The 19,099-nt window shown below is 54.3% G+C and carries 16 protein-coding genes; 2 read left to right on the top strand and 14 right to left on the bottom strand.

Annotation, left to right across the window (positions count from 1 at the left end; genetic code table 11):
* Positions 1-35: 35 nt before the first annotated feature.
* The 4 genes from GC101_RS17125 to GC101_RS17110 form a co-directional block, all read right to left on the bottom strand.
* A complete protein-coding gene (locus GC101_RS17125; protein WP_039297385.1) occupies positions 36-1,112 on the bottom strand; it encodes a bifunctional 3-deoxy-7-phosphoheptulonate synthase/chorismate mutase in 1,077 nt (358 codons plus the stop codon).
* A 496-nt stretch (positions 1,113-1,608) separates the two neighbouring features.
* Positions 1,609-3,885, bottom strand: a complete 2,277-nt coding sequence (locus tag GC101_RS17120; RefSeq protein ID WP_171718221.1) for a PAS domain-containing hybrid sensor histidine kinase/response regulator — start codon at positions 3,883-3,885, stop codon at positions 1,609-1,611.
* Positions 3,886-4,103: 218 nt separating this feature from the next.
* The gene (locus GC101_RS17115; RefSeq protein ID WP_171718220.1) at positions 4,104-4,493 is read right to left on the bottom strand and encodes a response regulator; all 390 of its coding nucleotides are present in this window, start codon (positions 4,491-4,493) and stop codon (positions 4,104-4,106) included.
* A 149-nt stretch (positions 4,494-4,642) separates the two neighbouring features.
* Positions 4,643-5,317, bottom strand: a complete 675-nt coding sequence (locus GC101_RS17110; protein WP_171718219.1) for a Na-translocating system protein MpsC family protein — start codon at positions 5,315-5,317, stop codon at positions 4,643-4,645.
* A gap of 294 nt (positions 5,318-5,611) precedes the next feature.
* Between GC101_RS17110 and GC101_RS17105 the strand changes: the two genes are divergently transcribed.
* On the top strand, positions 5,612-6,157 hold the full coding sequence (locus GC101_RS17105) for a glutathione peroxidase (protein ID WP_171718218.1): 546 nt from the start codon (positions 5,612-5,614) through the stop codon (positions 6,155-6,157).
* A gap of 119 nt (positions 6,158-6,276) precedes the next feature.
* On the opposite strand, the gene GC101_RS17100 is transcribed toward GC101_RS17105, so the two are convergent.
* The 9 genes from GC101_RS17100 to GC101_RS17060 all read right to left on the bottom strand — a co-directional run bounded on the left by GC101_RS17100 (position 6,277) and on the right by GC101_RS17060 (position 15,124).
* On the bottom strand, positions 6,277-6,621 hold the full coding sequence (locus tag GC101_RS17100) for a 4Fe-4S binding protein (RefSeq protein WP_171718217.1): 345 nt from the start codon (positions 6,619-6,621) through the stop codon (positions 6,277-6,279).
* Positions 6,618-8,228, bottom strand: a complete 1,611-nt coding sequence (locus GC101_RS17095; protein ID WP_171718216.1) for an FAD-binding protein — start codon at positions 8,226-8,228, stop codon at positions 6,618-6,620. The genes GC101_RS17100 and GC101_RS17095 overlap by 4 nt, the downstream gene beginning before the upstream one ends.
* Positions 8,229-8,272: 44 nt before the next feature.
* Positions 8,273-9,073 (bottom strand): alpha/beta hydrolase family protein, encoded by an 801-nt coding sequence (locus GC101_RS17090; RefSeq protein ID WP_171718215.1) that lies wholly within the window; start codon positions 9,071-9,073, stop codon positions 8,273-8,275.
* 37 nt (positions 9,074-9,110) lie between these two features.
* Positions 9,111-10,181, bottom strand: coding sequence for an ABC transporter substrate-binding protein (locus GC101_RS17085; RefSeq protein WP_171718214.1), 1,071 nt, complete (start codon positions 10,179-10,181; stop codon positions 9,111-9,113).
* Positions 10,182-10,275: 94 nt separating this feature from the next.
* Positions 10,276-10,608, bottom strand: coding sequence for a 4Fe-4S dicluster domain-containing protein (locus tag GC101_RS17080; protein WP_039300731.1), 333 nt, complete (start codon positions 10,606-10,608; stop codon positions 10,276-10,278).
* The gene (locus GC101_RS17075; protein WP_171718213.1) at positions 10,605-12,212 is read right to left on the bottom strand and encodes an FAD-dependent oxidoreductase; all 1,608 of its coding nucleotides are present in this window, start codon (positions 12,210-12,212) and stop codon (positions 10,605-10,607) included. Before GC101_RS17075 ends, GC101_RS17080 begins: the two co-directional genes overlap by 4 nt.
* Positions 12,213-12,269: 57 nt before the next feature.
* A complete protein-coding gene (locus GC101_RS17070) occupies positions 12,270-13,157 on the bottom strand; it encodes an ABC transporter permease (protein WP_171718212.1) in 888 nt (295 codons plus the stop codon).
* A 14-nt stretch (positions 13,158-13,171) separates the two neighbouring features.
* Entirely contained in the window at positions 13,172-13,993 is an 822-nt protein-coding gene (locus GC101_RS17065) for an ABC transporter permease (RefSeq protein ID WP_042140067.1), read from the bottom strand.
* 354 nt (positions 13,994-14,347) lie between these two features.
* Positions 14,348-15,124 (bottom strand): ABC transporter ATP-binding protein, encoded by a 777-nt coding sequence (locus GC101_RS17060; RefSeq protein WP_042140068.1) that lies wholly within the window; start codon positions 15,122-15,124, stop codon positions 14,348-14,350.
* Between the two features lie 303 nt (positions 15,125-15,427).
* On the opposite strand from GC101_RS17060, the gene GC101_RS17055 reads away from it, so the two are divergent.
* Entirely contained in the window at positions 15,428-17,488 is a 2,061-nt protein-coding gene (locus tag GC101_RS17055; protein WP_171718211.1) for a YheC/YheD family protein, read from the top strand.
* 119 nt (positions 17,489-17,607) lie between these two features.
* On the opposite strand, the gene GC101_RS17050 is transcribed toward GC101_RS17055, so the two are convergent.
* Positions 17,608-19,099 (bottom strand): S-layer homology domain-containing protein (locus tag GC101_RS17050; RefSeq protein WP_171718210.1); only part of this gene is annotated, 1,492 nt, incomplete at its 5' end.

Here is a 19,099-nt window from a genome sequence, read left to right as displayed (position 1 = left end):
TCCTGCTATTTTCGCCTGAACTCTAGATATTAAAATTAACGGTACAGCCCGGATGCTTTCACTTCATTGAAGAAAGTATTGAACTCTTCAATATTCAGCTGCTGCGCCGCATCCGATAAGGCGGTTGCCGGATCAGGGTGCACTTCCACCATGATGCCGTCGGCTCCGGCGGCAAGTGCGGCTTTGGCACATGGGATCAGGATATCCTTGCGTCCGGTGGAATGGGTCACATCGACCAGCACCGGCAGATGGCATTCCTGCTTGAGAATCGGCACTGCCGAAATATCCAGCGTATTGCGGGTCGCTTTCTCATAGGTACGGATGCCGCGTTCAATCAGTATGATCTCCATGTTGCCCCGGGACATAATGTATTCTGCCGCATGGACGAATTCATCCAGTGTCGCCGACAAACCGCGCTTCAACAACACCGGCTTGTTCACTTCCCCTACCGCTTTGAGCAGTTCGAAGTTATGCATATTCCGTGCACCGACCTGAATAACATCGACATAATCAAGGGCCTCTTCAATATGACGAGGATCTACAATTTCACTGATGGTCAGAAGCCCGTATTCATTCGCCGCTTCACGCAGAATTCTCAGGCCATCCATCCCAAGTCCCTGGAAATCATACGGGGAGGTACGGGGCTTGAAGGCTCCGCCGCGCATCACCTTCACTCCTGCCTTCTGCAGGGCTGCGGCAACTGTACGGGTCTGCAGCTCACTCTCCACCGAGCAGGGTCCGGCAACCATCAGCGAAGATAATCCGCCGACGGTTACATTACCCGGAAGGGTAATTACTGTATCTTCGGCGTGATTTTTCCGGGCTACCAGCAGGGACTTCTTATGCTCCGTGCTTTGCAGATCCAGTGAAGCAGAGAAAATCTGCTTGAACAGGGTACGGATCGTGCCGCTGGTGAACGGTCCCTTGTTGCTTGCTACCAGCTTATCCAGCATGGCTTTCTCGCGTTCAGGATCGAACTTCGGCACACCCTGCTTCTCCTTGAGCACTCCGATTTCCTGAACGATTCCGGCACGCTCCGAGATCAGCTCCAGCAGCTGTCCGTTAATTTCATCAAGCCGTGCTCTCAGCTTATCCAATTCCACATTACTCATTTCCTGACACTCCCTTTAGTAGTTAATAGTTAATCCTATGAACGAACGCAAAAAGGCCCCCCGTCGCAAGGGACGAGGAGCCGTGGTACCACCCTTATTTAGAGATGAATCCTGCTGACGCGTCAGCACCCGGAAAGCTGTTACCTCATCCCGGACCGGATTAACTCTGTCTTACACCCGTTAACGCTGGAAGCGGGCCTCCCTACTCATACCTGCTGCAGCAGTGTACTTCAGGGGCCGACTCGGAAGTGAACTTCAGCACTAAGCGTCAAATGAGGGTGCTCTCAGTCTCCGGCACACCTTCCCTGTTAAGATCCGCTATAAAGTGCTTACTCTCTTCGTCATTGTCATTTAATGGTATATCGGCGCGTCTTATGCACCGGTTTCTGCTATCTTAATCAAAATGACTTCCACATGCAAGATGTCAGAGTGACGCATTACAGCTTTAACGTAACAACGTTACTCATTGATGAATAGACAGAAGACTGCCTGCTGATTAAAAGAATTTCCCGATAACATTCACTATGGTCTCGCTTCTCAGCGGCTTGCTGATATACTCGTCCATTCCGGCGTCAATGCATAATTCACGGTCGCCTTTGAGTGCATTCGCCGTTACGGCAATAATGACCGGCTGCGAGTCCGCCGGCTGCGTCTGCCTGATTCTCGACGTGGCCTCCAGGCCGTTCATGCCGGGCATCTGCACATCCATGAAGATCAGGTCATAGCTGCGCTGAGTGACCATCTCGACTACCTGCAGCCCGTCTTCCGCAACATCCACGGCGAACCCGCGCTTCTCCAGAATTGTGCGCAGCACAATCTGATTAATGACATTGTCTTCAGCCACCAGGATGCGCAAAGAACGGTTCAGCTGCTGCGGACTCAGCAGGCCCGGCTCCGCCCCCTCAGCAGCCAGGGCCTGCTTCTCGGTCCGGAGCACCACCGTAAATACAAAGGTTGCCCCCTGCCCGGTCTGCGGCTCCAGCTGAATCCTGCCTCCCATCATTTCAACCAGCTGCTTGCTGATCGCCAGCCCCAGACCACTTCCTTCATGTTTGCGGCTCATGTAATGATCCAGCTGGTAGAACGGCTCGAACAACCGGCTGCGGGCATCCTCCGGAATGCCTATTCCTGTATCCGCCACTGTAAATTGCAGCGTTACTACATCAGCAGCCTCTTCTCCATGTATCCTTTGCACGCCGACTTTTATCCCGCCAGTGTGAGTGAACTTCACTGCATTGCCGACCAGATTGATGAGGATCTGCTTCAAGCGTTCTCCGTCCCCGATCAGATCAGCGGGTACATCCGGGCCCACCTCCACCTGGATGGCGAGGCCCTTATTCTCCGCCTTAAGCTGCAGCAGCTCCAGAGCAGACTCCATGCAGTGCTGAAGGACAAACGGTTCTTCATGCAATGAGGTTTTGCCCGCCTCAATTTTGGACAGATCCAGAATATCGTTAATGATATTCAGCAGGGATTCCCCGCTCTGGCGGATGATTTCCAGGTACTCCCTTTGCTGTGAATCCGGATCACTGAGGTCCAGCAGCAGATCGGTCATCCCGATCACCCCGTTCATCGGCGTGCGGATTTCATGGCTCATCATAGCCAGGAACTCGCTTTTGGCCCGGTTCGTATTCTCGGCGGTTTCTTTGGCAATCAGCAGCTTCTTCTGCTCGGTAATATCCTTGACGATAATATAAAAGCCCACCGTCTCATTGTTGATAATAATAGGGGCAAGGGTTGTCAGCACCTCCACCGAATGTCCGTCCTTATGCCAGATGAGGTCAATGTTCCGTTCCATGGAACCCTTCTTCTGGCAGAAGCTGATCACGTCGTGAAGATGGTGATTCCCGATAATCCGTCCGACACTCATTCCCACCAGCTCAGGGATTGTGTAGCCTGTCAGCTGTACGGCCTTCTCATTCCCGTTGATAATGTTTCCTTTCAGATCCAGGGAAATAATCGCATCATGGTTATATTTCTTCAGCGAGGTATACCGCTCTACCGATTCCTGCAGCTTCTGCTCCATAATCTTGCGCTGTGTCACATCACGGCCTACGGCAAGCACGCTCCAGCTCCCGTTGTCTTCCACAATCCGCAGCGTGAATTCAATCCAGAGATAACGCCCGTCCTTATGAAGAATCCGCAGCTGTACACTCTGAAGCTCAGCCGCCTGCGGAGCGCTCATAAATTCCATATCCCCGGGGTGAACCAGTCCGCGGATATCACAGCCGATCAATTCCTCAGGCTTATATCCGAGTACCTCCACAATCGAAGGTGAACAGTATCTGCAGATACCATCCGGGGAAGCATAATATACAATGTCTCTAATATTGGCTGCGATCAGGCGGTACAGCTCATCTGGCGGTGCCGGAAGTTCATCCATGGACTTAGCTTCCGGGTGCGGCAATCCGGCCAGATGAACGATATAATACAAACCCATGCCAGTAGAAGGCTCGCTAATCAGAGAAACATGCAGGAGTACTGCAACTACAGAGCCGTCTGCATGCCGGAAATTCAGTTCGCATTCAAAAAAGGGAACCTCTCCCGCTTTTAGAGTCCCCATCTTTTGCCTATGTATCTCTAGGGAATCTTCAGACAGAAACTCCGTGAAGCCATGTCCCAGCAACCGTTCTTCCGTGTATCCGAGCAACAGGGTTACCGCCGGATTGACACTGGTCCATTCTTCGGAAATGGAGAGGAATGCGACTCCGGCAGTCCCCTTTTTGAATGCCTGTTCGAATGGAGAAGAGATCTCCGTATGTTGTCTTAGCATAAATTCCACCGCCCGTTCGTGGAGTAATACATGCATTTTTAGTTCAAATCTGTAATATAAATATCTTGCATATCCGGGCGAAAGTCAAATAATTATGTCGAAATATAAACTATAAAATGTATAGCAGATTATATTAACCTGCGAACCAGCCTTCAGACAGAGTTCTCCCCAGTTCCCCACCTTTGTTCAATCCATTCCTGCACTACTTTATCCTTGATTTAGAGCCCGCTGTCCAGCAGCCTCTTCACCGTTTCGGTGAAGGCTTTGACCTGGAACGGTTTGGTAATATACGCGGCAAAACCCCTGTTTTTGGCTTTTTCAATATCCGATAATTGAGCAAACGCACTGGTTCCCAGTACCGGAATATGGCAAGTAGCCTCATCCTGCTGCAATATTTCCAGAGCTTCATATCCGTTAAGGCCGGGCAGCCCGATATCCAGGATGATCAGATCCGGCAGTACTTCACGGGCCATACTCAGCCCCAGCTCTGCCGTTTCAGCTTCCAGCAGCAATATGGAGGGCAGGTTTCTTTTGAAGATATGATGCATTAGGGCCATGTTGAGTTGATTATCTTCCACATATAATACTGTCCGCTTGTATTCCTCCATCCGGCATATCCTCCTAAAAAGTCCCAGCACAACAGCCCATAAACAGGCAGAAAATAAAAAAGCCGAAGAAAGGGACCATTCCCCCTTCTCCGGCTCATGTTCGGCTCATTCGCATGTCCGACTCATTTCCGCCCTATTTATAGTTAAACTTATTGAAAAGTATAAGCTATCACACTGGTATCTTTGTCGAAATCCCAATCCACATATATATCCGACAGTTCCTTGCCGAGCATCGGGGCAATCGTGGTGGTATCCTCCAAATATCGTTTTTCCATCTTGCGTTTGGTGGTCTTAAGCGTATTCTCATAACCAAGGCCAATCAGTTCCTTCTCCAGCGGGATCAGGATACCCTCACGTTTGATAATCAGAATGCGCGGGCCCAGCCACCAGGAGTCGGTATGGACCGGTTCCTTCTGTACCTGCCTGCTAACTTCATTAATCTGGGCATGGACTTCTTGGCGCCCGGCATAATCGTCAATAATCACAGCGTCATTCTTAATGAGCGCAACGATCATTCCAGACGCGTTATGTATACCCCAGTCATAGAAAAGCTCGCCGACCTCAATAGCCATCATTTCCTTCAGGTAAGCCGCAAGCTCGGGAAGCAAAGACTTCATCAGAAGCTCCCGTGTATATCGAAACGCCTGTTCTTCTTCCTTATTTAACAAAAATCTCTCTACAGGCCCGATGAAATTACGGATATGCATTGCAATACATTGCTTCCCGATGGAGGCATGTACCGACTCAGGCCCTTTCCCAAAGCGTTCCCGCAGTAATCTTCCTGTGAAACTGGAAAGCTGGCTAGTAAGTTCTGTAGTGCTCATTCAATTTCCTCCAGCATAATATTCTTTTGTGTCTGTGTTATACGTATGGGGAGACGCTCCGCCTGCTGAAAAAACGGTTCGTTCACTTTAGTATAATCTCAACCGGGGGACTTCGTATATATATAAATATATAAAAGTTTATAAAGGCTGCCGGGGCCTCCCTGTATATGTATGTAGGGGCACAACATTAGTATTGCCCTAATTATTGATTATTAGTTTGACACTCAAAATTAAATTGTTTACAATTAAATAGTTATAAATATAAATTACATATACCGGGAGGATGAAGCAGCAATGAGCATTTATGAGTATGAGGCCCGCAATATCCGGGGGAAAGAGACCCGGCTGGAACAATACAAGGATAAAGTCCTCCTGATCGTTAATACTGCCAGCAAATGCGGCTATACTCCGCAATACTCCGATCTTCAGAAGCTTCATGAGAAATACCGGGAGCAGGGCCTGCAAATTCTCGGGTTTCCCAGCAACCAGTTTGGCGAACAGGAGCCCGGCTCCAATGACGAGGTTAACGTGTTCTGCCAGATCAATTACGGCGTAACCTTCCCGCTTTTCGAGAAAATTGATGTTAAGGGGGATAACCGCCATCCTCTGTTTGCTTATCTGACGGAACAGGCCGGCTTCCAGGGCTTTGATGACACGGACTCCAACGGCAAGCTGCTGCACACCATGCTTCAGGAACGTGATCCTGCTGCACTTACGAACGATGAAATTAAATGGAACTTCACCAAGTTCCTGATTGACCGTAACGGCAACGTGGTGGAGCGCTTCGAATCTCCGGTTGATCCGCTGGATATGGAGCCTGCCATTCAGAAGCTGCTGTAAAGCGTTATAGCGAGAATGACGAAGGCTATGTTACCCGTAAAATACTCAAATAAAAAGGTGTTGCGCTGCCGGTAAGGGCTGCGCAACACCTTTTTGTCACTTCCTTGCTTATCCCCTGGTTACTTGCCGCGGTAAGTCTCGGTGAACACCTCGAAGAAAGGTGTCGTGTCCCGCTCCGCCATCGTATCCTCTGCACCCGGATTCCAGCCGATCTCTGTCCGCCAGCTGCCCAGCAGACCTGATTCAATCAGCTCCTGCTCATCCACCTCCATGGACAGCTCTGCCTGCGGCGCCACATAGAGCGCATCCGCCGGACAATACGCCTCGCACATGAAGCAGGTCTGGCAATCCTCCTGACGGGCAATAACGGCAAGCTTGCCCTGCATCTCGAAGACATTCGTCGGGCAGACCTTCACGCACAGACTGCAGCCGATGCAGCGGTCCTGGCTGACCAGTTCAATCATATCGCCCGCTCCTCTCTTGGCATCCGCAGCTCATGGGCATGCGGCACACTTTCGGTGCGGATGCCTATCGTCTCAATGCCGGAGAGAATCAGGCGGTGGGTCTGGCGCGGGTCCAGCGCCGGATACTCGGCCAGGCGCTGCAGTCCGCGGCTCTCCTTGCGGGCCAGCGCGGCGGTGTAGATCCAGCGGCCGACATTCAGCATGGCGGCCGCTTCACGCGATTGCACGATGCCCTGAACCGTCGCGGGCACCTGCCCGCTGAGCTCAGGCATCAGGCTGTTCAGCCGCTGCAGGGCCGCGGCGACCACGGGCTCGCTGCGGAAGTAGTTAATCCGCAGCGGCAGGATCTCCCGCTGGACCGCCGCGATCAGCGGCTTCGCGTCCAGCGTCCTTGCAGTGCCGGCGCCAGCCGGCATCCCGTAGCGGCCCGCCGCGCGGAGCAGCCGGCTGTCCGCCGGATGCGGCGCCTGCAGAGCGTGCCGCGCCGCGCCTTGTCCTGCCCAGCTGCCGCTGCAGATGGCCCAGGATGCATTGTAGGCGCCGCCGCCGGAGATGGCGCCGGTGACTTTCTCGCGGGATGCGGCATCTCCGGCCGCATACAGCCCCGGCACCGAGGTGGCACAATCGGTGCCGGTCAGGCGCAGGCCGCCCGTGCCGCGCATCGTGCCTTCATAGCGCAGCGTGAGCGGGAATTTATCCTTGAACGGATCGATCCCCGCCCGCTCCAGCGGCATGAAGAAGATCGGATGCGCATTGCGGAGGAATTCCTGCTTCTCCTTCGTATCCGCCAGATCCAGCGAGGCGTAGACCGGTCCCCTCAGCATCAGCTCAGGGATGCTGCCGAAGGTGCGGTCACCCTGATGCAGCGGCTTTCCCGCTTCATCATACAGCGTGGCCCAGGCCAGCATCCGCCCGCGCGTTACCGTTCCGTCCGCGAAGCTCGGAGCATACTGCCGGGTGAATTCCATACCTGACAGCTCGGCACCAGCCTCGGCTGACATCAGCAGTCCTTCGCCCGTGAGCACATTACAGCCCAGCCCCTTGCTGAGGAAGGCACAGCCTCCGGTAGCCATAATCACCGCATTCGCCTTCACTTCCCAGGTCTCCCCGGTCAAGCGGTTAATTCCGCGTGCTCCGCCCACGCCGTGCTGATCATGGAGCAGCTCCAGCGCCGGCGACTGATCCCATATACGTACCCCCGCCTTGCGCACCACTTTACGCATAAGCTTCATATATTCCGGGCCATGCAGATGCGTCCGCAGCGGCCTGCCCTCCTCATCCTTCGGAAAGGGATACCCCCACTCCTCTACCAGCTCCAGATTCTGCTCGACCTGATCCAGCACACGGTGAATCCAGGCATTCTCCGAGAGATAGCCGCCTGCCTTAAGTCTGGCCTGCACAGCCTGCTCCCGCAGCTCTGCCACCGGCGGAATCACCAGCAGCGTTGTTCCTCCCGGCGCGGTAGCCCCGCTTGTTCCGAGATATCCCTTATCGGCCAGAATCACCTTCGCTCCCTGAGAAGCTGCACTCCATGCCGCCCATGCTCCGGCAGGGCCTCCGCCCAGCACTAGAACATCTGTTGTTGCCTGCTGTTGCTGCTGCGGCATTCCGCTTCCTCCTCTTCATGGTCCCCTGAAATGTAGAATTAAGATCAGACCAGCTTCTCCTGCAAAAATGCTATTGTCGAGGCAACAGCCTCATTCAGCGCAGAGGTGGAGCCTTCGTACGGGTCCACCGTGCCAAAGGTGTGATCCGCACCCCGGATGCTCTGATACCGGTGATGCGGCGCTTGTTCCCTGAAGCCTGCATGCTGCTGCAGCAAGGCTTCACGGTCCTGATCACCCTGAATCAGCAGCGCTGCGGCCGGTACTCTGCCGAGTGCCTTCTCCAGATTGAAGCGCTCCTTGTTACGCTGCTGATCCTCGCGGATCGCCCGCTCCTGCAGCGTAAGCGCCGGGGCACCTTCACCCTGCTGCGGCTGCGGCGGTGAACCGCCGTTCCAGACCACCAGCGCCTTCACTTGCGGATGCTCTGCCGCGAACAGAATGTTACTTCCGCCTGCACGGCTGTGCCCCAGAACTGCTATCCGCTCCGTGTCGGCCAATCCGGCAAGCGGCAGCCTGCCCTCAAGCAGGCTGTGGAGCACCTGCTCCAGATCCAGGAGCTCCCGGCTCAATGTAGCGGCTCCGGCAGCTTCCTCCGGGCTAATCCCGTCCAGATTGCGGGCAGCGATCCGTGAGAAATTGAAGCTTACGGTGTAGAACCCGCTCCCGGCAAGTCTGCCGGAGACCTCCGGCCAGAACGCCCAGTCCTTATGTCCTCGGAAGCCATGGCTGATCAGGATGACGGGCTTCGGTGCAGTCCCCGCAGGAACCCGCACCTCGCCCTCCAGATACAGCCCGTTCTCCAGCGGCAGCTTGAAATGTTCAATGGTCAAGGTTTCTTCGGACATCTGCATCCCCTCCGTTCACCTGTTTACCTGTCATGAATTACTTGAGCTGCCAGTCGCTGATGTTGAAATCCTTCTTGGCCAGCTTCTCTTCCACGAGGAAGTTCTTGGTGCCCTCCAACAGCTTCGTGCCGTCTTCCGTGAAGGCAGTATCCTTAATATCACTGATCGGATTCACCTGCTTCGCGAGTTCCGGGGTTGTATCCCCGATCTCGGCCAGGAACTCATAATACTCATCTTCATGCTGCTTCAGGTCGGCCAGTGCCTTCTCCCGTGCCGCATTCCAGACCTTAGGGAAATCCGGGAATTTCGCAAGATACTCCTCTGACACTACGGTAGCACTGCTTCCGAGCAGATCCGGATGAGTAGAGGCATCATCCAAATGAGTGTATCCCTGCTCGATCTGCTTAAGCGCCGCTACACCGTTATTGGTGGTCGCGTCCACATCGCCGCGGGCAAGTGCTGCGGTAGCATCCGGAATCAGCATGTGAACCAGCTTATAGTCGGTTACGCCTTCCTGCTTCAGCAGGCCGACTACGTAGCGGTGCATGAAGGACCCTTTCTGGATCGCAATGGTCTTGCCCTTCAGGTCCTGCACCGTCTTCGGTCCGTCCTTCTTGCCGATCAGATAACCTACCGTATGCGCTGAAGTCTGGGCGATCAACCGGGTCTTGGCTCCGGAAGCGTAGGCGATAATCGCCGGGGTATCCCCGAGGCTGCCGAAATCAAGTCTTCCGCTGATTAAGGATTCCGTCTGATCCGGTCCGTTCGGGAAGCCGGTCAGCTTCACTTCGGTAATTCCGTATTGCTTCAGCTCTTCCTGAATAATCCCTTTATAGAGTCCCCAGCCTTCTGCACCGCCCGGTACATTCAGCTTATTGGAGCCAATGTAGCCGAAATTCAGCACAGCCGGAACATCGCTTGTCGCCTCACCGCCTGCCGCTTCAACGGTATTCGTTCCGCCGCCGTTTGCTGCCGTTCCGCTGTTCCCGGAGCCGGTATTATTGCCGCAAGCCTGCAGCACCAGCATGATCATCACCACACCTGTAATCAGCGTGAGGCGTCCCCCTTTGCTCCATACACCTTTAATCTCTCTGTACAATTTGCTCATTTCTGTATTCTCCCCTCAGTCGTCTGCTGGATGTTTGATGTTTGTATAAGGACTCTTGCCTGTATTTTGATTAGTGTCTATAACGGCGCATCACTCAGAAGCCTGCCCGGGCCGCCAGCTTATACATGAAGTCATGGCTGGCCACCGGCTGTCTGCCCTTGCCCCAGCCTACCTTCTCGCGGTAACCGCCTAGCAGTCCCTGCTGTTCCAGCTCCGCCTCAGTAATTCCGGTAATCCCCTCGGAATCCGGAGCCACATACAGGGCATCGACCGGGCAATACAGCTCACACATGAAGCAGGTCTGGCAGTCGCTCTGCCGGGCGATAACCGGAATTCCGTTCTCGACCCTGTCGAATACATTGGTCGGGCAGACAGATACACATTGATTGCATTCTACACACCGGTCAGCGCTGATGACTTCAATCACAACAATACACTCTCCTTCGCTACCTCTTCTGTCTTCACCCATACCTGGTCCAGTCCGCCGCTGATCAGGCGGTGATGCTGGCTGTCGTCACTTCCCTTGAAATCCTCCCGCTTGTGCATTCCCCGGGTTTCGGTGCGGGCCAGAGCGGAGCTGTACATCCAGCGTGCCGTTGCCGTCATCGCTTCGGCTTCGCGTGCCTTCACACCTTCCGGTGTGCGCTGGATTTCCCGGCCGCGCTGCTCTTTCCATAGTCCGTCCAGACGTTCCAGCGAAGATGCCAGCCCCTGCTCTGTACGGAACAGATTAATATCGTACGGTTTGACTTCTGCCTGCACCGCCTCCACATATTCTGCGGTTCTGGCAGCGGCTCCCGCCTTCACTTCCTGGTGAACCAGCGGTGAAGAGGATAACCCTACGGGTGCACGGTGAACTGAATGCCAGCCGAGTCCGGCTGCATAGGCTGCCGCCCCTTCTCCGGCGAAGGAGCCGGAAGACATCGCCCAGGCGGCATTATGGCTGCCGCCTCCGGTGAACCCTCCGCAGATCAGCTCACGGGTAGCCGCATCCCCTGCTGCATATAGCCCCGGAACCCCAGTGCCGCAGCTCTCGTCTGTAATCCGTATGCCGCCTGTGCCGCGGACTGTACCTTCCAGCCGCAGCGTCACCGGGAATACATCCTTGAAGGGATTAATGCCCCGCCGGTCGAATGGCAGGAAGAAGTTCGTCTGCGCCACCCGCAGCAGCGGCTGCAATGCTTCATCCGCTCCGTCAAGCTTCGCGAATACCTGGCGCCCGGCCAGCAGATTCCTGGCAATGACTGAGCGGCCCTTCTTGGAGCCTGCTCCTTCCACCACAGTGCCGTCTTCATAATAGAAGCTGGCGTAGCTGTAATAAGCAGTCTTCGTTACGGAGGAGAAGGTCGGGCAGATCGCGTAGGCATTGGAGAACTCCATACCCGACAAGCTCGCTCCTGCTTCAGCGGCGAACAAGTACCCGTCACCGGTCAATACGTTGCAGCCAAGCGCCTTGCTGAGGAAAGCGCAGCCTCCGGTAGCGATAACTACCGCCCCGGCATGCACACTCCAGGCTTCTCCGGTCTGGGTCTGCACTCCGGCCGCTCCGGCTACCCCGTGCTCATCGGCGAGCAGCTCCAGCACCGGACTATGGTCCAGAATTTTCACGCCCGCCTTCTTCACAAGCTTGCGCATCAGGCGCATATATTCAGGTCCCTGCAGGCTCCGGCGGTATTGATTGCCTTCCTCATCCACCGGGAACGGATAGCCGGCAACGCCCAGTCTGTTCATATTCTCATAAGTCCGGTCCAGCACCCGGTCCATCCAGCGGTGCTCAGCCAGCTTGCCGCCCATAGCGTAACGGCTGGCCTTCGCTGCCTCGCGCAGCTCTTCTTCCGGCTTCACGTACCAGACTCCGGTGCCCGACGGGGCAGTTGCGCCGCTGGAGCCGCAGTATCCCTTGTCGGCCAGGATCACCTTCACTCCCTTAGCTGCGGCTGTAAGTGCCGCCCATGTTCCTGCCGGACCTCCGCCGATTACCAGTACATCCGCCGTCAGTTTCAATGTTTCCTTCAGTGCCGGTTGGTTCATGTTGTTGCCCCCTTGGTTTCATTAGCGTTAGCGTTTCATTAGCTTGTTAGCTTGTCTTTAACCTTGATAGCTGTCACGCCAGTACAGGAATTTGCGTTCGATGATGCGGAAGAGAGAATCGATCAGCTTGCCGACCACTGCAAAAATAATAATTCCGACAAAAATAACGGCCGTATTGGAATTCTGCTTCGCTTCATTAATGAGAAATCCAACCCCGGACTGTGATCCGATCAGTTCGGCAACCACCAGACCGATCCAGGCCACAGCCATCGACAGGCGCAGTCCCAGCAGAATGCCCGGCAGCGCCGCCGGCAGGATCAGCCGCCGCAGCTTCTGCAGCGGGCTGAATCCGAGCACCCGGGCTACTTCAAACAGCTTGTTGTCCACTCCCCGGATGCCCATGAATGTATTGATATAGAGCGGGAAGAAAGAGCCGCTCATAATAATAACCACCTTCGAAATCTCCCCGAAGCCGAACCATAGAATGATCAGCGGGGCAATAGCCAGATGGGGAACCAGCCGCAGAATCTGCACGCTCGGGTCCAGCAGATAGGCTGCACTGCGGAACAGGCCGGTCAGTGTCCCCAGCAGCAGGCCGAGAATTCCTCCGATCAGGAATCCGATGCCTGCCCGTCCGATACTGACGCCCAGGTGATGGATAAGCTCCCCGCTAACCGCCAGATCTGTAAAAGCGGAGAGAATGGTCAGCGGCGCCGGAAGAAACTCCGGCGAGATCCAGCCTGCGCTTCCGGCCAGCTGCCATACGGCAATTACAGCTACAGGAATAACAGCCCCGGTGCCCCAGTCGGACAAAAGAGTTTTCCAGGACGCAAACGTTAATCTTCTCTTGTTGTTATGCGTAGTAATTGGAGCGGTTCCGCTATAATCACGGGCTTCCCTTACCCCCTTGGCGGTCTTGATTATTGCTTCTATCCCTTCACTCATGCGGTACTTCCCTCCTATCCTTGATAGCTGTCCCGCCACCGCAGCAGCCGCTGCTCAATCAGGCGGACAATGGTGTCACTCAGCAGCCCGGCAGCGGCAAATACAATAATCCCGACAAATACCACCGGCGTATCAGCAAACTGGCGGGCATCCGACATCATGTAGCCGATCCCCGAGGTGGAAGCAATCAGCTCCGCCACCACCAGCCCCAGCCATGAGAGGCCCAGCGACAAGCGCACCCCGAGCATGATATTCGGCACTGCTGCCGGGAGCACCAGCCGCACAATCTGCTTCCCTCTGCTGAAGCCGAGCACCCGGGCTACTTCGAACAGCTTGTTATCCGTTCCGCGTATACCCATGAAGGTATTAATATAGATCGGGAAAAATGCTCCCTTGGCAATCAGCAGCACCTTGGATTCCTCCCCGATGCCGAACCAGAGAATGAACAGCGGCACTACCGCAAGGCTCGGGATCATCCGGATCATTTGCAGCGAGGGGTCCAGCAGCTTCTCCGATCTGCGGAATAATCCGACCAGAATGCCGAACAGCAGGCCGAGCCCGCCGCCAAGCAGAAATCCTGACAATGCCCGCACGACACTGATTCTGAGGTTGCTCCATAAATCGCCGGTAGATGCCAGGGTAATGAACGACTGGACAATCGTAGAAGGCGCCGGGAACAGCATCTCCGAGATCATTCCGTAATGGCTCAAAATCTGCCACAGGATTAATACACCTGCCGGAAGCAGCAATCCCAGACCGGCAATCGCCGCCTTTCCGGGGCCGTCAGGCCTTCCTGTTCTTCCGGCATTCCCTGCCGCTACAGCCCGTTCAGCCATGGCTGTCCCTCCTTCTGAATTAATTAGTATATTCGCATTGATTAAGTCGGATATAAGCCGGCAGTTGCTCTCACTTTTTCACAATACAGCCTTCCTGCACCGTCTTCCTGCACAAAATACAACATTTCCCTCCTAATATCGTCCATAATTCATTATTGTTGTACAAAAGGCAGCAATTCTTCCTCTCCAAGCCACTCAGCGGGATAATTCTTGTATTTTGTACAACAATCCCTTCGAACTCGCCAGTTATCGTTGATCAAAGTTGTATTACGTACAACAATATGTGTATACCGTGTCTACTGAGGAGTATCCATTCTGACAACAACGATCCACGAACAACGAATCAGGAGTCACTTATATTCCCGCCCCGTCCTTCAGCTCAAGCTCATCGACCTTCTCAAAGTAATTCAGTACCTTCAGGCGCAGCTCTTGAAAAGAGGTCGTTGTTTTTTTGCGCGGGTAAGGGAGGTCGACAGGTACGATCTTGCGGATTTTACCCGGACGGGGTTCCAGAATAACGACCCGGTTACCGAGGAACACGGCTTCGTCAATATCATGGGTTACAAAAATCATCGTAGTCCGGTTCCGCCGCCAAATATCGAGCAGCACCGTCTGCATATGCGCCCGGGTGAAGGCATCCAGCGCACCAAAGGGTTCATCCAGCAGCAGAATCTTCGGGTTCCTCAGCAGCGCACGGGCAATTGCCACACGCTGGGCCATCCCGCCCGACAGCTCCCGGGGATAGGACTTCTCGAAGCCGCCCAGCTTCACCAGATCAATCAGCTCATCCACCCGCTTCCGGATATCCGGCCTGCCCAGCGGCAGATCGGAGGCAATGTTCTTCTCTACCGTAAGCCACGGGAACAAGCGGTGCTCCTGAAAAATAAACCCCTTGTCGATCCCCGGCCCGCCTATCTCTGCACCTTCCAGCGTAACGTTGCCGGTATAGCCGGTATCCAGACCGGCAACGATGCGCAGCAGAGTGCTTTTGCCGCAGCCGCTGGGACCAATCACCGTGATGAATTCCCCTTCCTCTACATGCAGCTCCACATCCTGCAATGCCTGCACATGTCCTCCGGCAGTATCAAAGCGCTTATTCAGCTGTGTGATGGACAATAAAGCTTCTCCCATATCTGCTCCTCCTTCTGGCTGAAATATAAATGTACTATTGTAAATACAAAAAAACAGAGGAACCTCGCGATAGAACTCGCGCGGCACCTCTGTCTGTACAGTCGGCTGATTTTAATCCAAAGTAAATCAATTGGAATTTGTAAATTTAAAATATCACCTATCTGTAAATCTGTCAATGAAAATACACAAATTCCGCCCGGATTAATTATTTTTGATATAGACTTTCCGGAAGTACTCTGTATTTCTTCCTCCTGACCCTTTTGCTATAATGGGCTCAGATGATTTAAGAAGGAGTGGCACAACATGCTAATCGGGGTATTCCATCCTCAAGATCCCTTTGCCGTCATGCCCAAGGAACGTGTTGAGGCTATCCTCGCTGAAGCCGCCCGGCAGGAAGTCCGGCTAGTCTTCTTTAATGAGTCGGGAATTGATCTTGAGCAACAGACCGTTCAGGGACTTACCTCCGGCGGCAGCGGAGAGTGGCAGGAAGCCGTATTCCCGTTCCCCACAGCCGTGATGAACATCAGACCCTGGGGCCCGCGCAAACGTACTCCCAAAGAGCTTGTCTTCCGTAAAATGGTGCCCTTTACCGCCTTTCTGATCGGCGACAAATGGGAGGTTACCCGGCTGCTCTCCGGTTCTGCTGAACTCTCCGGCCATCTGGTCCCCACCCTTCTGCTGAAACAGGTGGAGACGATTGAAGAACTGCTGCTGGAACATGACAAGCTCGTCCTGAAGCCGGCAAGCGGAAGCCGGGGGGATGGAGTACAGGCGCTGACCCGCAGCGGAGATGTCTTTGTGCTGCAGAACGGGACAAGCCGCAAGGAGATGAGCCGGGAGGAATTAACGCATTATATTGCAGGGTTCAAAAAAGACTTCCTGATTCAGCCTTATATCAGGTGCCTCACCTCCGGAGGGGAGCCCTTCGATTTCCGCATCCTGGTTCAGCGGAATGGAGCAGGTGAATGGACCGTGCCGCTGATCTACCCGCGGATCGGACAAGCAGATACGATTACCAGCAATGTTAGTGTCGGCGGGCGCACAGAGCTTCTGGAAGCCTTCCTGGCCAGAGAGCTTCCTGCCGGACGGTATTCGCTTCCGAAGCAGCTGCATGATCTGGGTCTGGCCATCGCGGAAGCCGTCAATTCCCATTATGCATTCCCGCTTAATGAACTAGGAATTGATCTGGCTGTGGACAATCAGTGCCGTATCTGGTTCTATGAGGCCAATACTTGCCCGGGAACACTCAACCACGAGGCAGAGCGGGCCGTTCTGGCTATTGCTTATGCCAAGTATGTCGGCACGGAGAATCTGAAGACTCGGGAGGCACCACTCCGGCAGGAGAGCGGCAGAGTCACCGCGGGGCTGCTGTTTGATGCGCCGCCTGCATTGACTGAGCTGGAGCCGTATGCCGGAGTCGCCGCTTCCCTGGGGATGCCGCTCAGTTATTTTCTCTATGAGGATATCCGGTTCAGGGCTTCTACCATTGCGGCACATGTACAGGAAGGGCAGGAATGGGTCAGGAGGAATATTCCGTTCCCCGATGTAGTCTACAACCTGATTCAGCAGGACCATAAGGAAGATGTCAGCAGACTGCACAGCAGTACCCATCATCTGTTCCTGACCTCTACCGAACCCAAAGGGCCGATCCCCTCCTCGCTGTTCATGGCGCTGGCCTCCCGTGAACCCCGGCTGCTGGAGAGAGTTCCGGCTTATATGAGCCCTGATGAGGCGGAGGAAGCCCGGCTGTTCATTGACCGCCACGGCTCTGTGGTGATGAAATCCGGCGGCTTGTCTGAAGAGGAGGAGACATTGTTCATTAAACGTCTGCCTACCCATTATGAAGTGCGGGATTCAGAGTTCGTCCATCACTTCAATAATGCTGACTTCGCCGTGTTCCTGGGCCTGTTCCAGGAGGCGGGATATGTCCTGATTCAGCAGATTGACAGCCGGATCAGCGGCGGGCATCCGCTCCATCTCCGCGTATATCTGATGAAGGACCAGCAGAATGTATGGCGCCTGATGCAGATTACACCGCTCCTTGCACTGGCTCCGCTGGAGCAGCCGGATAATCCTCCGGTTATCGTCGACTGGGATTGGCTGCTGTTCCGCGAATTCGGTGATGCCTCAGGTGAAGATATGGATCTGCTGATACAGGAGCTTGCGGTGCATACAGCGCAAGTTGTGGAAGCCTCCAATCACCGGCGGTTTCATGAGCTGGTTGTAGATTTCGCCCTGGACAAGGACCGTAAGCTCTGGCTGCTCGGAGCAGAATTTGACGGCTCGCAGGACGTTGTCCACCCTTATGATGTGGCCAGAATTGTGCTGCCTTATGCGAAGTCGCGAATTCAGAATCCTTCATAGCTCAATTTAGAATTGTTGTCTTTAATCAAAAAACCAGCAAGGCCCTGTCTCAGGGCTTTGCTGGTTTTTTGATTTGTTTTCTGCATCTCTATATGAGTGTGACGGATTAAAATTATGAATTAGTTCGTCAGGTTTGTTCTCTGCAGGAAGCGGCGGATCATGGCTGTGGCCTCATCGCGCGTGACTGCTCTTTTGACACCAAGTGTATCATTCTCATAACCGTAGACCACACCGCCATTGTAAGCTTCATTCAAATATTGCCCGGCCCAATCGGAGATTGTGGAATTATCCTTATAAACATCGGCAATCCTGCTCTGGTGAAGAGCGGGAAGCTCCAGCTCAAAGTTCTGATAGAACCGCATCAATACGGCAATCAGCTGCTCACGGGTAACCTCTGCGTCCGGCGCGAAGACCGCAGCAGAATATCCCTGGAACAGGCCGGCGTCTATCGTGAGCTGAATATCGCGCACAGCTGACGGATCAGCGGGAAGATCCCGGAAAGCTCCGCTGCTAACTGCGCTGACAGGGCGCTGCCCCAGACCCAGAGAGCGTACCAGAATCGAAGCCAGCTCGGAACGGGATACACTGCCTCCCGGATTGAAGCTGCCATTCACTGCACCTTCCACATTATCCTTATCCGCCATAAAGACGAGATCATTCACACCCCAGTGTCTGCTCAAATCCGTGAAGGTCTGGTTACGCTGAATCAGCATCACGGTTGCATTGGTTGGGGTCTGGATGACCGCATGCCCGGAATCGATAACACGCACCGGCACCGGCACATATTTTCCGTCCAGCAGCATTACCGCTCCCAAAGAGTAAGGATTAATTACGCCTGCCGGGATAGGCACCGTGTGATAGGCATAACGGTCACCGTACTGAACCACCGGTGTAGACAGCGTACCACTTATTACATTAATGCTGAATTTGTACGGCTCGCCAATCAATGATGCGTTCTGGCTGACTGCCCACTGTGCAGCTGCGGACTTGACGGCCTCCGGCTGTTTCTCAATTCTGATCTCAAGCTTAAGCTGATCTGCAGAGACCCCGCCTTGCTTGGCAAGCTCCTGTACCGGGATGGACACGGACGGGAATTCGATCGCTACATCGCCAGTGATTACAGCCAGTCTCTGCTGTTTGGCAATGAGGGCCTGGATAGCATCACCCGTAATTTCCCCGTATACGGTCTGCGCATCCTTGAGGGACTTGACGCGGACGGCCATCGTTTCCCTGTTGCTCGCCAACTGGGCTGCCTTGATAACTTCCGCAGTCAGGAACCGGAAGGAAGCCTGTTCAATACCCGTGGTATTCTTAGTCAAGGTCAGCTTAGCCGCATTGATGGTTTCATCATTCTTCTTCACAGCGACAACTTCAATCAGCGATTCTTCCTCTTGGACTGCCGGAATCACTGGTGCAGGTGTGGCGGTAGCCACCGGACTGACCGGCACTTGCACTTCAACATTCGGGCTGGTTACCACTGCAGTTGGTGCACTTTCCGATAAGCTGCCGGTTGAAGGCGTACTCTCATTCTTAGGTGTTACGGCAAAAGTAATAAATTTGCCTGCATCACCGACCGTCAGTACATAAGTTGTTCCAGTAGCTCCGCTGATC

The sequence above is a fragment of the Paenibacillus phytohabitans genome (genome assembly GCF_013141775.1).
GTDB classification, from domain to species: domain Bacteria; phylum Bacillota; class Bacilli; order Paenibacillales; family Paenibacillaceae; genus Paenibacillus_AQ; species Paenibacillus_AQ phytohabitans.
This window is presented reverse-complemented; position numbering and strand designations above follow the sequence as displayed.

Bases quoted from the DNA above. Each gene is read 5' to 3' on its own strand.
- GC101_RS17085 (WP_171718214.1), bottom strand. From the start codon at position 10,181: ATGAGCAAATTGTACAGAGAGATTAAAGGTGTATGGAGCAAAGGGGGA.
- GC101_RS17055 (WP_171718211.1), top strand. From the start codon at position 15,428: ATGCTAATCGGGGTATTCCATCCTCAAGATCCCTTTGCCGTCATGCCC.
- GC101_RS17100 (WP_171718217.1), bottom strand. From the start codon at position 6,621: ATGATTGAACTGGTCAGCCAGGACCGCTGCATCGGCTGCAGTCTGTGC.
- GC101_RS17115 (WP_171718220.1), bottom strand. From the start codon at position 4,493: ATGGAGGAATACAAGCGGACAGTATTATATGTGGAAGATAATCAACTC.
- GC101_RS17120 (WP_171718221.1), bottom strand. From the start codon at position 3,885: ATGCTAAGACAACATACGGAGATCTCTTCTCCATTCGAACAGGCATTC.
- GC101_RS17105 (WP_171718218.1), top strand. From the start codon at position 5,612: ATGAGCATTTATGAGTATGAGGCCCGCAATATCCGGGGGAAAGAGACC.
- GC101_RS17125 (WP_039297385.1), bottom strand. From the start codon at position 1,112: ATGAGTAATGTGGAATTGGATAAGCTGAGAGCACGGCTTGATGAAATT.
- GC101_RS17075 (WP_171718213.1), bottom strand. From the start codon at position 12,212: ATGAACCAACCGGCACTGAAGGAAACATTGAAACTGACGGCGGATGTA.
- GC101_RS17095 (WP_171718216.1), bottom strand. From the start codon at position 8,228: ATGCCGCAGCAGCAACAGCAGGCAACAACAGATGTTCTAGTGCTGGGC.
- GC101_RS17065 (WP_042140067.1), bottom strand. From the start codon at position 13,993: ATGGCTGAACGGGCTGTAGCGGCAGGGAATGCCGGAAGAACAGGAAGG.
- GC101_RS17060 (WP_042140068.1), bottom strand. From the start codon at position 15,124: ATGGGAGAAGCTTTATTGTCCATCACACAGCTGAATAAGCGCTTTGAT.
- GC101_RS17110 (WP_171718219.1), bottom strand. From the start codon at position 5,317: ATGAGCACTACAGAACTTACTAGCCAGCTTTCCAGTTTCACAGGAAGA.
- GC101_RS17090 (WP_171718215.1), bottom strand. From the start codon at position 9,073: ATGTCCGAAGAAACCTTGACCATTGAACATTTCAAGCTGCCGCTGGAG.
- GC101_RS17070 (WP_171718212.1), bottom strand. From the start codon at position 13,157: ATGAGTGAAGGGATAGAAGCAATAATCAAGACCGCCAAGGGGGTAAGG.